A 14,823-nucleotide genomic window follows, 5' to 3' on the forward strand; every position below is an offset into this window, starting at 1 on the left:
ATAAATGATATTTTTTGTTACCGGAACCGACACCGACAGTGGTAAAACCTTAATTTCATCGGCTTTACTTTCTAGCGCAAAAGGTAAAACCTGTGGCTTTAAACCCATTGCATCGGGTTGTGAAGCAACGCCAGAAGGATTAAGAAACAGCGATGCTTTGGCGTTAATGGCACAAGCTAATATGGTGCTTGATTATCAACAAGTGAATCCTATTAGTTTTGCGCCTGCGATTGCACCGCATATAGCAGCTATGCAAATAGGGCAAACACTGAGTGCGCAACAAGTGACATCGCATTTAATCAGTCAGCCGTTATTACAAGCTGACTTTGCCTTAATTGAAGGTGCGGGTGGGTGGTTGCTCCCACTTGGGGAGCAGCAGTATTTATCCCACAGCGTCATCGCCCTTAATCGTCACGTGCAGCAAACTCAGCAACTTGATGTTGGGGTTGGGGTTATTATTGTTGTCGGCATGAAGCTGGGGTGCTTGAACCATGCGCTGTTAACACAATTGGCCATTGAGAATGATGGCTTACATATTGCCGGTTGGGTTGCTAACCAAGTTGATGGCAACATGAGTGAAATAGAAGCCAATTTAGCCAGTTTACAACAAATGATGCATGCCCCGTTTTTAGGTTATGTACCGCACTTATCGTGCCCTAGCGCCGAAAATGCAGCAAGTTACCTTGATATCGCTGCACTAAATTAACGCCGTAATAGAGCCATAAAAAAACCGCATATAATGCGGTTTTTTTATATTCAGTTGGTGCTGGATAATTGGGAAACTAACAGAGCAATTAAGTCAATCAACGCTGAAACTGATAAACACTACCTAATTTTAAAATTTGGGTGAGCTCATCTAATGCAGTTCGAGATTCAATCAACAATTGTGGATCGGCTAAATCACTTACAGCAAGTTGGTCACGGTAGTGTTTATCAACCCAAAGGTTTAATCGATTAAATACATCATCATTAAGCAAGGTGTGCTGATTAACCGCGGCAACTTCTTGTTCGTTCATCGCTACGCGTAACCGTAAGCAAGCTGGGCCGCCGCCATTTTGCATGCTTTGTTTTACATCAAAATACAATACTTGTTTTATCGGTGTATTAAGCGTGAGTAACTCATTTAAATAAGCGTGTACAGCGGGGTTTTCTTGGCAGTCTGATGGCGCAATAATGGCCATGTTGCCGTTAGGCAAAGTGATAATCTGAGTGTTAAATAAGTAGCTTTTAACGGCATCGGCAATCGCGACTTGCTCGGTGGCGACGTTAATAAAATGCACATTGGTATTCATTTTACGGCGTATTTCATCAAACTTTGATTGAGTGTCAAGAAAGGCTTGCTCATGATAAAACAACACATTCTGGTTACCGACGGAAATGACATCATTATGAAATACCCCTAGGTCAATAACCTCTGGGTTTTGCTGCATAAACACACATGACTCTTCATCAAGCTGATGTAACCGAGATACAGCTTGTGACGCTTCTAAGGTTTGTCTTGCTGGAAATTTAGCGGGTTTAGGCATATTGGCTTGAGTAGCTGATTGACCAAATACAAACAGCTCAACACCAGCGTGACCATAATCAGAACATAAACGGGTGTGATTCGCAGCGCCTTCATCGCCAAAGTGGGCATGCTCGGGCAAATGATGGTGATGCTGAAAATGGCGTTCATCATTGAATGTGGCTTGTAAGATATTACCTGTAGTAAGTGGCTCAATACTGCGATGTAGCTTGTCAACTAAATTAGCTGGCGTAAAGTGGACTTTGCCATTACGAGTATCTGCAGAAGGCGATACTGTTGCGGCGTTTGCTGTCCACATGCTTGATGCACTGCAACATGAATTTAGCAGCGCAGGGGCTTGTTTTGCCGCATCCGATAAAACTTGTACATCTGTGCCGCTAAAGCCGATTCGGCGCAGTGTCGATAAGTCTGGACGCTCCTGCGGCGCAAGTACGCCTTGTACCATGCCTAAATCAGCCAGCGCTTTGGCTTTTTGTAAACCTTGTTTTGCTGCCGCTTTCGGGTTTGAGTGCTGAGCAGCATTGTTATAAGAAGCAACATTACCAAACGATAAACCTGCATAATTGTGGGTAGGGCCAACAAGGCCATCAAAATTTGCTTCGAAATGCTTCATTTCTTTTCCTTGAAATCCGATTTTTATTATTTTTGTTGTTAGCATCCATCGCTGTTGATGCTAATTGTATTTGGTGCTAATTGTATTTGGTGCTAATTGTATTTGGTGCTAATTGCTGTTGACGATAATTGACCGCCAGTATACTGATGGATGGATGCTTAACAAGGTGTATTATTTTTATACAAAATCACAAAAGTGATTAAAAATGCACATTTATGTATCTAAGCTCCCTAAAAATGACAGATTAGTTTTTAATAACGCAAAAATATTTTTTATATTTTTTTAAATTGATTAAAAAATCGCACTATGAACACATAAAAGAGGGATTAACTTGAAACTCTCGTCGCAACACTCTATATATGTAACCAATTTTATATCCTTTTGAGACTATTTGGCGCTATTAAATCTATGGGTAAATCGCTAGTTATTGTCGAATCACCGGCCAAAGCCAAGACTATTAATAAGTATCTTGGTAAAGAATTCATCGTTAAGTCGAGCGTCGGTCACATCCGTGATCTGCCGACTTCGTCAACTTCTGACGGCACTAAATCAGGAAAAACAGCTGCGGAAGTCCGCAAAATGTCGCCAGAAGAAAAAGCCAAATATAAGAAGGCACGCGATCAAAAAGCCTTAGTGGCACGTATGGGGGTTAATCCTCATAAATCGTGGGAAGCTAACTATCAAATATTACCTGGCAAAGAAAAGGTTGTTAAAGAACTTAAAGCGTTAGCAGAGTCTGCTGACCAAATCTATCTCGCAACGGATTTGGACCGCGAAGGAGAAGCCATTGCATGGCATCTACAAGAAATCATTGGTGGTGATGATTCGCGGTATCAACGAGTGGTATTTAATGAGATCACCAAAAGTGCCATCCAAGATGCATTTAGCCAACCTTCAACGTTAGACACCAATATGGTAAACGCCCAGCAAGCGCGTCGTTTCCTTGACCGTGTTGTTGGCTTTATGGCGTCACCATTATTGTGGAAAAAAGTGGCTCGCGGGTTATCTGCTGGGCGTGTTCAGTCAGTTGCTGTTCGCTTAGTCGTTGAACGTGAGGGCGAAATTAAAGCCTTTGTTCCCGAAGAATTTTGGGATATTCATGCTCAGCTTAGTACGAGCAAAGCGGAAAACTTGAAGCTTCAAGTCAGTAAATTCCAGTCTGCTGCATTTACGCCGGTTAATGAAGCCCAAGCCCAAGTGGCAGTTGATGCATTAAAAGATGCAACATATACCGTGACGGGGCGTGACGACAAAGCTACCTCAAGCAAGCCATCAGCGCCTTACATTACCTCAACGCTGCAACAGGCTGCGAGTACGCGATTAGGCTTTGGTGTTAAAAAAACCATGATGATGGCGCAGCGTTTATACGAAGCTGGGCATATTACTTATATGCGTACCGACTCGACCAACTTGAGCCAAGAAGCGCTAGATAATGTCCGTGAAATGATTGGCAGTGAGTTTGGCGACAAATACTTACCTGGCGATCCTATTCGTTATGGCAGCAAAGAAGGTGCACAAGAAGCACATGAGGCGATTCGTCCGTCAAATGTAAAAGTGCAATCAGCTTCTATGTCAGACATGGAGCGCGACGCACAGCGCTTGTATGAGCTTATTTGGCGTCAATTTGTAGCGTGTCAAATGACACCTGCTAAATATGATGCCACTCGTCTGACTGTGACAGCAGGTGAGTATGAGCTAAAAGCCAGTGGAAGAACCTTACGCTTTGATGGTTGGACGCGTGTTCAGCCGCCAATGAGCAAAAAGAACGAAGAAGACAAAACCTTACCGGTTGTCAATAAAGGCGATAGTTTGTCACTTGACGAACTTATGCCAAAACAACACTTTACCAAACCAGCTGCTCGTTACAGTGAAGCATCGTTAGTTAAAGAGTTGGAAAAACGAGGTATCGGGCGTCCATCAACTTACGCAACCATTATTTCAACGATTCAAGACCGTGGTTATGTCAAGGTTGAAAACCGCCGTTTCTTTGCTGAAAAAATGGGTGAAATTGTCAGTGAACGTTTAGTTGATAGCTTTAAAGAGTTAATGAGCTATGACTTTACCGCCAGCATGGAGCAAACCTTAGATGATGTTGCTCATGGCAAATTAGAGTGGAAAAAAGTCCTTGATGGTTTCTATGGCGACTTCACCAAGCAGTTAGCTACCGCAGAACTTGACCCTTCAGAAGGCGGTATGCGCCCGAATGAAATGGTATTGACTGACATTAAGTGTCCAACCTGTGGTCGCCCAATGGGTATTCGTACTGGTTCAACAGGGGTATTCTTAGGCTGTTCTGGTTATGCATTACCGCCTAAAGAGCGCTGCAAGACGACCATGAACCTCACACCAGGTGAAGAAGCCGTCAGTGATAACGAAGATGCAGAAACTGAGGCATTACGTGCTAAGCACCGTTGTCATATCTGTGGAACGGCAATGGATAGTTATTTAATCGATGAAACTCGTAAGTTACATGTGTGTGGTAATAACCCAACATGTGAAGGCTATGAAGTTGAAACAGGTACATTCAAAATTAAGGGCTATGAAGGTCCAATTATTGAGTGTGATAAATGCGGCAATGACATGGAGCTTAAAAATGGCCGCTTTGGTAAATACTTCGGTTGTACCAACGCTGATTGTAAAAATACCCGTAAACTGCTGAAAAGTGGGGAAGCGGCGCCACCAAAAGAAGACCCCATCTTCTTGCCAGAGTTAAAATGTACTAAGTCTGATGCACACTTTGTGCTTCGTGATGGTGCAGCAGGGATTTTCCTTGCCGCCAGTACGTTCCCTAAATCACGAGAAACTCGTGCACCGTTGGTGTCAGAGCTGGTGACTTATCGTGAACAACTTTGGCCTAAGTATCAGTTCTTAGCAGACGCGCCTGTTGAAGATGAAGATGGTAATCCAGCCATGGTCAAATTTAGCCGTAAAACCAAAGAACAATATGTTGCCAGTGAGAAAGACGGTAAAGCTTCTGGTTGGTCAGCTAAGTATATTGGTGGAAAATGGGTCGCTGAAAGCACCAAGAAAAAAGCGAAACCTAAAGCCAAAGCAAAAAAGTAATCGCATTAGTATTCAAACAATGAGTACATCTAAAAACCCAGTGCAAACTGGGTTTTTTATTGCCGCAAATTGTCCGGATGCGTTGACCATCCGTTAATTGGTTTGTTTTGTCAGCAACTTGTCGACCTTAGTCTTAAAAGTGTTATGCAGTTTACTGTTTATGGTACGGTTAACAAAAATTAATGTCAGTGCAATGGCTTCAATGGAATGTCACCTTTTTACATTTTTGTTAAATTAGTAGGTGAACATTTTTTTGATAAATAAAGATGCATTATGTCATCAAGTTAAGCAATAGCGAGGTTGATATAGAAGCTGGCTGTCGATCAAAAAGATCTCCACAGATGAAAACAAACAAAGTTGTTACATTCGTCTTGAATACCTGTTGTCTAATTTAGCGTCTATTATTGATAACGTTGAATATGTTCCGTCAATTCTGGGATAGGCAGTCTATTTTAAGCTTGTTAAAGTAATGCTATCTAATTTCTGGAAGTGAGTTGCTGGTTTAGCTCGCTTCCTCGTTTAATTATCGAAAAGAGAGTTTACATGCGCAAAAATCTGATAACGATTGCAATCGGCACACTGTTTGTTTTAGGTGGCTGTTCTGCACCAGCAAATAACAATACAGCAAGTTCGGTAACCACAACTCAAAGCCAAGCAAGCAACGTACTGTTACAAACCAGTCCGTTACAATATCACGCACCACAATACGATAAAGTGGTTGAAGCTGATTATCTTCCTGCTTTTCGAATTGCGATTAAACAAAGCAATGCTGAAATTGAACAGATTGTAAATAACCCTGCACCAGTGAATTTTGACAATACTTTAGGTGCTTTTGAGCGCTCAGGCCAATTACTGACTCGCGTGTCGAGCATGTTCTTTAATATGTCTTCTTTGATGTCTAACGACAACATGGTTGCGATTCAAAATGAAATTCTACCTGATTTAACTGCACACGAAGATAATGTGTTTATGAACAAGAAATTGTTCGCAAGAGTGAGTGAGTTATATCAACAAAAAGATCAACTTAAAGGTGAAGAAAAACGCTTAACGGAATTTTATTATAATAATTTCGTTCGTGCGGGGGCAAAATTGACTGCCGCTGAACAAGCCAAAGTTCGCCAAATTAATGGTGAATTAGCTAAAAGCACTTCTGCTTACGGTCAAAATATCTTAAGTTCATTTAAAAATGACGTTGTGTTAGTCACCGATGTAAAAGAGCTTGATGGTTTATCAGCAGATGAAATTGCCAGCTTAAAAGCGGAAGCAACTAACGCGGGTAAAAGCGGCTATATGATCACATTGGTTAATACCACAGGTCAGCCTATTTTAGCTCAGCTAAATAACCGCGCATTACGTGAAAGAATCTGGAAAGTATCAACTGAAAGAGCAACGAAAACCAATGGTCCATTGGTTATTAAATTAGCTAAATTACGTGCCGAAAAAGCAGCGTTATTAGGTTATAAAAACTGGGCAAGTTATTCAGTTGCTAACCAAATGGCTAAAACACCTGATGCGGTTTATACCATTTTAGATAACCTAGCGCCAAAAGCGGTGAACAAAGCTAAAAATGAAGCCAAAGATATTCAAGCTGAAATGGCAAAAGAAGGCGCTAATTTTACGCTTCAACCATGGGATTGGGCTTATTACAGTGCAAAAGTACGTAATGCTAAATTCCAAATAGATGAAAGCCAAGTAAAACCTTACTTTGAGTTTAATCGTGTGCTAAATGATGGCTTGTTCTATGCGATGAACAAACTCTATGGTATTACTATTAAACCGCGTAATGACTTACCTGTTTGGGAACAAGATGTTACCGCTTATGAAGTCTTTGACAAAGACGGTACCTCACTTGGTCTGTTCTATCTTGACCCATATGCTCGTCCAGGAAAAAATGGCGGCGCATGGATGAACGAAGCGATCACGCAATCTGGCTTATTAAACGCGCATCCTGTTATTTACAATGCATTGAATATTCCTAAACCAGCAGCAGGCCAACCAACATTATTGACCTTTGATGAAGTGACAACCATGTTCCATGAGTTTGGTCATGCACTACATGGTATGTTCTCTGATGTTAAATACCCAAGCATTGCAGGTACAGCCACCGCACGTGATTTTGTTGAATATCCATCTCAATTTAACGAAGATTGGGCGATTAACCCACAAGTGTTGGCTAATTACGCTAAACATTACAAAACGGGTAAAGCGATTCCAACTGAGCTGCTGAATAAAATCATGAAGTCACACACCTTTAACCAAGGTCATGACACGACTGAATACTTAGCCGCGGCTATTCTGGATATGGAATGGCACTCAATTTCTGCAGACACTCCTATTTCAAGTGTTGAAAAATTTGAACATGCAGCATTAGCTAAACACGGTATTGCTTATGCGCCAGTGCCACCACGTTATAAGAGTAACTACTTTAGCCACAGCTTCTCAGGCGGCTACTCAGCAAGTTATTACGCGTATTTGTGGACCGAACTACTTGCGGCAGATACCTTTGCCTATATGGGCCAACACGGCGGTTTAACACTAGAAAATGGTGCTAAGTTCCGTAAAGAGGTGCTATCGAAAGGTAACTCTGAAGATTTAATGGGTAACTACTTAGATTATAAAGGCAGTGAGCCAACTATTGATGCACTGCTTAAACGTCGTGGGTTAACTGAATAATAATCACTTTTGGGTCTGCTGGATTAGAGACTAAATAAAATAACTAAATAGCCAAGGTAAATACTTACCTTGGCTATTTTTTTGATTATTTATTGATAATTGGATGTTCTCGTCTACGAGACTACGAGACTACGAGACTACGAGACTACGAGACTACGAGACTACGAGACTACGAGACTACGAGACTACGAGACTACGAGACTACGAGACTACGAGACTACAAGGCTACAAGACTACAAGGCTACAAGACCAACAACTCATATCTATTTTTGCTATTTATCGTGTTATCACTTAGTAAGCTTCATTAGGCTTTAGAAGAGTATTATTGCGAATTATCGTTGTTGATGTTTGCAGCAAAAAGGCCAATAAATATATGGCTACAGCAAGCGTACTGATTTTGATTTCTGGTAACTAAACTTCTTGGCTTAACCTTAATAAGAGGGCGTTAAAATGCATAAAGGCTTAGCGTTGTGGTTGTTGGGTTTTACTATACACAAGGGTATTATCAAGCTCACCAGAGGGTAATCGACGTTCATTAATTAATGTACCCTCAAATTCGTAGCCACATCGTTTAGCTATAGCCCAGCTTTTGTGATTAGTTTGTGCGGCTCTAATTTCAAGGCGTACAGCATTGAGTTTTGAAAAGGCGTAGTGTTCAATTGCCGTTACCGCTTCTGTCATAAAGCCGTGACCAGCGCTTGAGGTGCGTATCCAATAACCCAGTTCATAAAAGGGCACGCTATTGTCGCGAATAATTAATCCAATTGCGCCAATTAGCTCAGCAGTTTGCTTGTTGATAATTGAAAAACGTAATTCATCTGTGGCATTAGTAAAATTACTGATAGCTAACTGAGTATCTGCAATTGATTCCGCTTGGGTTAATGCATAAGGTACCCAAGATAAGTAGGTAGTTAATTCTTGCTCACTTTCTTGAATCGCAGCAAGGATCCTTGGTTGATATTCCAAAGAGGGTGGGATAAGTTGCAAGCGTGCAGTTTCTATCTTCATCGTCGATAATCCGTAATCCGTAATCCGTAATCCGTAATCCGTAATCCGTAATCCTTAATCCGTAATCCATTAAATAGTTAAATTGATAACGCGTTAATTTTTTAGCATATTGACTATAAAAAAGCCTTGAAAATAGGTCAAGGCTTGTGGAGTTAATAGTCCAATAATCCTTCTGTAATAGGGCGCAATGAGTGAAACTCGCTGCCTAGATAATATCCGGGCCGATACTCACTATTGCTTAGCACTGTAGCCGCTTTAAAGTCGTTGATTAAATCTTCAATTGTGCCAGATAAATCCCAATCATCACGATATTCATCACAGACGTTATAATTACAATCTTGCATTACTGAACGCATTTTCTCGTTTATACTGCGCCGTTTTCGCATTAAGTGGAATCCGCCCACTGCCGGCGAACACCGCAGGTCGCCCTTCTTTAGCAAAATTGAAATGATCTGAGCGGAAAAACCAGCTGATTTAGGACGAGATTCTTTTGTTGCCACATGTCCTTGAACTAAAGCAGAAGCATTAATTAAGTATTGTTGGTGCAATGACTGATCTTTGCCGATAATGGGGTCATCTTGAGTTTTACATAGATCTTGGCCGTATCGACATTAAATACTGCAAGGGTGTCCTCAATTAGGTAAGACGGGGTGTCAGCGTAAAACGTGATTCCAATAGCCCCTCGCGCTTTTGCTGTGGTTGCGATAAAGGTCACAGAGTGCGTTAAGGGTTTGCCATGGTTAGCTTGTTGAGCAGACTACTTGCTATTTCAAGTCATTGTGCCGTATCTGTGAGGTTGTTAAGCGCCACTGTCAATCTGAACGCCTTGTTTTGTGCGCTCTTTACCAAGGTTATCCCAATGCACAGTTAAGAGTAAATGGGTATTTGCCCGTACGGTTCCTGAAAGCGTACGGGCAACATTATAGTGATTGGTGTAATGGACGTGTATGTCATGATGAAACTGCTACGCTTTGTTAAATAACGGCGTAGTATCTTGTTGAACGGTAGAGGTATTGTGAATGACTTTTTCATGACTACAAGCAGACCGTAAGACTATGGCGCAACCCAAGATGTCATCGTCATCCTTTCTTGTTATTTGTGCTTATACTTACTGAAATGCTGGCGCTGAAATAGTGGGGTTTGGAAAAGATGTTACTCAAAATAATGTCTGACATCGCTAATAATAAATTGGGCTATGGCAAATATAAAATTTACTAGACAAGAGGGAAGTGTTTTTAAGAGATGGGGAATTTAAAACGATAAAAACATAGTGCTAATTAATTTTACCGTGTTGATACGATTATAAATACCGCTAAACAGCTTGTTAAATTAGTCTATTTGATATAGAAGCAGGCAAGAATATAATTAAATTTTGTGAAGTAAACTACGTTTTTTATATTGGATGCCTGTTAATGATGATATTGATAGCATATCAACTTGTATCAGTCATGTTAGTTTATTTTTATTTTACCTTTTAGATTATTGGTTTTATTGTCCCTTTGTTTTTATGGTTTGAAATTTTGACATTGAGCCGTTAAACGCAGCTTACTATGCGTTCGCTCATTTTTTAGTGTTTGTAATCGCTGTTTCAAAAAACTCAATTCAATATTATCAGGTAATAGCTCTATGCAATTAAAAAACTGGTTAAATGCGTTATCAATAGCTAATCGGTCGCGCTCTTTTAAGTGATTAAAAATAAGTGGACGCGAAACGAGTGTAAACACTGCTGAAATGTCTTGCCAGCGCTGATCTTTTACTGCGCGGAAGTTATCCATTAGTTCTTGCGTACAAAGGGTGGCAAGTATTTCGTTTTTATCGCGAAAATGTTGATAACAAGAAGCACGAGATAACCCGCAAATTCTTGGGATATCAGACATTGAAAAGTTAATGATACCGTGTTCTTTGACTAACCATTTAGCCGCGTGGAGGAGTTTTTCTTCTGTGTTCATGCTTTATTTCCTTGGTTCAACTACGGTTTAATATACACCTGTTAAATAGATATTCCACATTTTAATTAATACGTTTTTCATAGATGTTAACTAAATCATTTAATAAATTAAACTGGGTTAGTTGTCAGTGGATATTATTATCAAGTGATATTAAAAGACGTATTCTGCACTTGTCTAATATAGTGATTAGCTAATGCAGTAATAATCGCTATTGCAGTATAAATTAAATTATTGACGAATGTCATTAAATGGTAAAGGCGAGATAGTTATTTTCAACGGGTATCTGATAAATAAAGGAATAGCGGATAGTGAAGTGAACGAAGAAAGGGGATGCACAACAAATTAAGCAGTAAGTTGTGTTAATTTAACTTACTGCTTGAAATACGGTTATTTTATTGAGATTTTAATGGCGTGCTAAACGATATCGATATCGCCGGCACACTTAAACACATGATTGGGTCTAAATGGTTCTTTATCAATATCTGCGAGCTGACTAACGCCGCTGGTGACTAATATGGTTTCTAGACCTGCTTGGAATCCGGCAAGTATATCCGTACGCATATTGTCGCCAATAATGACGGTATTCTCAGAATGGCCTTTGATGTGGTTAAGCGCTGAGCGAATAATCCACGAAGATGGTTTACCCACGTAAAAAGGGCTTTTGCCTGTAATGCGCTCAATTGGCGCACAAAGCGCACCGCATGCAGGGCTATAATTAGGACCGTGGGTATCTGGATTAGTGGCAATAAACCTTGCGCCTTGGGCAATAAATTGGGCGGCTTTATGTATCATCTCCCAATTATAAGAGCGTGTTTCACCCACAATAACGAAGTCAGGGTTGATGTCAGTAATGGTAAAACCGGCATTATAAAGTTCATGGGTCAACGCGCCTTCACCAATAACAAAGGCTTTCGTACCTTGTTGATTTTTTAAAAAATCAGCGGTTGCCATTGCTGAGGTATAGAAGCAGTTTTCAGGTACATTGATGCCGGCAGAACCAAGACGATTTTGTAAATCTTTGCCTGTTTGCACGGGATAGTTGGTTAAAATAACTAACGGGTTACCTTGCTCTACAATGCGATGAATAAACTTATCACTTCCTGGGATCAGCTTATTGTCATGCAGTAAAACACCATCGATATCGCAAATTATGTTCTTCATGTATCGGATTCCGTTGAATGAGTGCTTAATGACATATAAAAAGAGTTAGCTAACTTTTACAAGTGTTTAGCCATAAAAATACGATAAAGTGTATTCAAATTAATGTTGTTTGCCAGTATAAGACATCAACAATTAAACAGGCACCTTAAGTGTTACCTGTTATAAATTAGTCCGCTTTATGCTTAACATTCAACAATATTTACCGCTAATCCGCCTTTGGCCGTTTCTTTGTATTTACTGCGCATGTCTTTACCGGTATCCATCATGGTTTTAATGACTTTATCCAGAGAGACTTTGTGGTTGCCATCGCCACGTAATGCCATTCTTGAAGCATTAATAGCTTTAACTGCCCCCATGGCATTACGTTCAATGCAAGGCACTTGCACCAAACCGCCAACAGGATCACAGGTCAAGCCTAAGTTATGTTCCATTCCAATTTCTGCAGCATTCTCAACATGTTCAACCGTGCCGCCCATAATTTCGGTTAAACCGGCTGCAGCCATTGAGCAAGCGACGCCGACTTCCCCCTGACAACCGACTTCTGCTCCTGAAATAGAAGCATTTTTTTTGTATAAAATACCAATTGCGGCTGCAGTCAGTAGGTAGCGCATACATACGTCGATATCCACTTCTTGCACAAATGTGTCGTAATAACACAATACTGCAGGAATAATCCCTGCTGCGCCATTGGTTGGCGCGGTAACGACTCTATCGCCAGCAGCATTTTGCTCGTTCACCGATAATGCAAATAAGTCTACCCAGTCCATCGCGGTTAGCGGGTCGACATTATTTCGTCCCTCTGCTTTAAGGCGGCGATAAAGCGCTGGCGCGCGTCGACGTAGTTTTAATCCACCGGGTAAAATACCTTCTTTTTGATAACCGCGTTCAACACATTGCTTCATGGTTTGCCAAATGTGCCACAGCCCTTGTTTTACTTCAGATTCATTGGAAATACTTAGCTCGTTTGCCAGCATTAATGATGAAATACTCAAGCCATTTTCGCAGCATAAATCAATTAATGTGCTGGCAGTTTCAAAGTCGTATGGCACATGGACCGGTGTGGCGGGGGAGGCATTTTGTTTCGTTATTTCATCTTCATCTAAAATAAAACCGCCACCGACAGAGTAATAAGTGCGCTTATAAATGCATTTCCCGGCACATAATGCATGTAAGGTCATGGCATTAGCATGGGCGGGTAATGTTTTACGGCGATGATAAATAATGCCGTTATCTAGGGTGAACTTAACGGTTTTATCATTGGCCAATGTGAGTGTTTGTGCTGATGACACGGTTTGTAAAATGCCATCGACAGAGCTGGTATCAACGGTTTCAGGGTCTTTGCCCATTAATCCTAAGATAACCGCTTTACCCGTACCGTGGCCTTTACCAGTTTGCCCAAGTGAGCCAAAGAGTTCTGCTTGTAATTCATCAATTTGCTCAAGTAAACCGTTATCTGCAACATGTTGCATAAAGATCTTTCCGGCTTTCATTGGTCCGACGGTATGTGAGCTTGATGGCCCAATTCCGATCTTAAACATGTCAAAAACACTAATCATATAAATAACCTTCAAGGTGTGGTTTTTTGTTTGTATTATTAGCGCGTATAATCATTCAAACTTTTGATGTTTATCGCCTAGATAAATGAAGTATCACATACTTTTAAGTGAATTATTCATTAGTTTTTTTTATGAATGGGTTTCACATTAGTGAGATTGATATCAAGTTGTAATGACGTTGCGTTTTACTAGTGGATTTTGTTTAAAACACCTACAGAGGTTTCCTTTGAGTTATTTAATGATGGATTTGGCCGGACTAACGGTCTCTGATAAAGAAGCACAGCAATTACAGCACCCACAAGTTGGTGGAATTATCTTATTTAGTCGAAACTATCAATCTAAATCTCAACTTATAGCGCTGACTGCTGCAGTAAGGAAAATTCGCAGTGATTTAATTATTGCCGTTGATCATGAAGGTGGAAGGGTACAGCGCTTTGTGACTGAATTTACCAAAATTCCCGCAATGGGCCATATTTTGCCTAATGCTAATAATGATATAAACCAAGCGTGTGAATGGGCGAGTGAGCTTGGGTTTGTGATGGCTATTGAGCTGTTAGCATGTGATATCGATTTAAGCTTTGCTCCAGTGTTAGATATCAACGGCGTAAGTGATGTTATTGGCCTAAGAAGCTTTAGCGATAATCCCAAACACATTAGTTTATTAGCTGACGCTTGGATTAAAGGCATGAATGATGCTGGCATGTCAGCCGTAGGGAAACACTTCCCTGGCCATGGCAGTGTAAAAGCGGATTCTCACGTAGCAATGGCGGTTGATAGTCGTTCAAAGCAGACTATATTTGCTAATGATTTACTGCCATTTGAGGTGCTAATAGGGCAACGCAAGTTAGCGGGAGTGATGCCTGCTCATGTGGTTTATGACCAAGTTGACCCCAATCCGGCAGGCTTTTCGTCATTTTGGCTGCAAGACGTATTAAGGCAACAATTGGGTTTTGATGGGGTGATTTTCTCTGACGATTTAGGAATGAAAGGCGCAAGTTTCGCAGGTGATTATATCGCTCGTGCACAAGCGGCATTAAAAGCGGGTTGCGACATGATATTAGTGTGTAATGACCCTGATGGCGTGGAAACCTTGTTAACTGAATTTAGTTGGCCTGAGCAAGCACCGAGGCAAAATGCACGTTTACTGCGTGCGGATCAAACTCAAGTCGCCTGGGCGTTAGAACAAGCGGAGCGTTGGCAGCATGGACAAGCTTTGGCTAACAAACTGGGGCAGCTAAGTCGCGAGTAAGCCAAGTAGTTAAATGATTAAGTTGT

10 protein-coding genes are annotated in these 14,823 nt (G+C 41.0%); 4 read left to right on the forward strand and 6 right to left on the reverse strand.

The annotated features are described in order from the left end of the window. The first annotated feature begins 7 nt into the window (after positions 1-7). The gene (gene bioD / locus G3R48_RS03215; RefSeq protein WP_212593217.1) at positions 8-706 is read left to right on the forward strand and encodes a dethiobiotin synthase; all 699 of its coding nucleotides are present in this window, start codon (positions 8-10) and stop codon (positions 704-706) included. Positions 707-803: 97 nt separating this feature from the next. Here bioD and astB read toward each other — a convergent pair whose 3' ends face one another. Continuing rightward, positions 804-2,138, reverse strand: a complete 1,335-nt coding sequence (astB, locus tag G3R48_RS03220) for an N-succinylarginine dihydrolase (RefSeq protein ID WP_153663048.1) — start codon at positions 2,136-2,138, stop codon at positions 804-806. Between the two features lie 408 nt (positions 2,139-2,546). Between astB and topA the strand changes: the two genes are divergently transcribed. Continuing rightward, on the forward strand, positions 2,547-5,201 hold the full coding sequence (topA, locus tag G3R48_RS03225) for a type I DNA topoisomerase (protein ID WP_153663050.1): 2,655 nt from the start codon (positions 2,547-2,549) through the stop codon (positions 5,199-5,201). Between the two features lie 543 nt (positions 5,202-5,744). Then, positions 5,745-7,874: a M3 family metallopeptidase gene (locus tag G3R48_RS03230; protein WP_153663052.1), complete on the forward strand. Its 2,130-nt coding sequence runs from the start codon at positions 5,745-5,747 to the stop codon at positions 7,872-7,874. A gap of 462 nt (positions 7,875-8,336) precedes the next feature. Here G3R48_RS03230 and G3R48_RS03235 read toward each other — a convergent pair whose 3' ends face one another. From G3R48_RS03235 to G3R48_RS03255, 5 genes are all read right to left on the reverse strand, one after another. Beyond that, a complete protein-coding gene (locus G3R48_RS03235) occupies positions 8,337-8,882 on the reverse strand; it encodes a GNAT family N-acetyltransferase (RefSeq protein WP_153663054.1) in 546 nt (181 codons plus the stop codon). 152 nt (positions 8,883-9,034) lie between these two features. Then, positions 9,035-9,430, reverse strand: coding sequence for a zinc-binding metallopeptidase family protein (locus tag G3R48_RS03240; RefSeq protein WP_153663056.1), 396 nt, complete (start codon positions 9,428-9,430; stop codon positions 9,035-9,037). A gap of 957 nt (positions 9,431-10,387) precedes the next feature. After that, positions 10,388-10,831, reverse strand: coding sequence for a TetR/AcrR family transcriptional regulator (locus tag G3R48_RS03245; protein WP_153663058.1), 444 nt, complete (start codon positions 10,829-10,831; stop codon positions 10,388-10,390). A 414-nt stretch (positions 10,832-11,245) separates the two neighbouring features. Beyond that, the gene (locus G3R48_RS03250; protein ID WP_153663060.1) at positions 11,246-11,992 is read right to left on the reverse strand and encodes an HAD-IIA family hydrolase; all 747 of its coding nucleotides are present in this window, start codon (positions 11,990-11,992) and stop codon (positions 11,246-11,248) included. A gap of 182 nt (positions 11,993-12,174) precedes the next feature. Beyond that, positions 12,175-13,548 (reverse strand): L-serine ammonia-lyase, encoded by a 1,374-nt coding sequence (locus tag G3R48_RS03255; RefSeq protein WP_153663062.1) that lies wholly within the window; start codon positions 13,546-13,548, stop codon positions 12,175-12,177. 226 nt (positions 13,549-13,774) lie between these two features. Between G3R48_RS03255 and nagZ the strand changes: the two genes are divergently transcribed. Then, positions 13,775-14,797: a beta-N-acetylhexosaminidase gene (gene nagZ / locus G3R48_RS03260; RefSeq protein ID WP_153663064.1), complete on the forward strand. Its 1,023-nt coding sequence runs from the start codon at positions 13,775-13,777 to the stop codon at positions 14,795-14,797. Positions 14,798-14,823 lie beyond the last annotated feature (26 nt).

It is taken from the genome of Shewanella intestini (assembly GCF_018221465.1).
Lineage (GTDB): Bacteria > Pseudomonadota > Gammaproteobacteria > Enterobacterales > Shewanellaceae > Shewanella > Shewanella intestini.

Excerpts from the sequence above, each read along its gene's own strand:
- G3R48_RS03250 (WP_153663060.1), bottom strand. The coding sequence starts at position 11,992 with ATGAAGAACATAATTTGCGATATCGATGGTGTTTTACTGCATGACAAT.
- topA (WP_153663050.1), top strand. The coding sequence starts at position 2,547 with ATGGGTAAATCGCTAGTTATTGTCGAATCACCGGCCAAAGCCAAGACT.
- G3R48_RS03245 (WP_153663058.1), bottom strand. The coding sequence starts at position 10,831 with ATGAACACAGAAGAAAAACTCCTCCACGCGGCTAAATGGTTAGTCAAA.
- G3R48_RS03255 (WP_153663062.1), bottom strand. The coding sequence starts at position 13,548 with ATGATTAGTGTTTTTGACATGTTTAAGATCGGAATTGGGCCATCAAGC.
- G3R48_RS03235 (WP_153663054.1), bottom strand. The coding sequence starts at position 8,882 with ATGAAGATAGAAACTGCACGCTTGCAACTTATCCCACCCTCTTTGGAA.
- astB (WP_153663048.1), bottom strand. The coding sequence starts at position 2,138 with ATGAAGCATTTCGAAGCAAATTTTGATGGCCTTGTTGGCCCTACCCAC.
- G3R48_RS03230 (WP_153663052.1), top strand. The coding sequence starts at position 5,745 with ATGCGCAAAAATCTGATAACGATTGCAATCGGCACACTGTTTGTTTTA.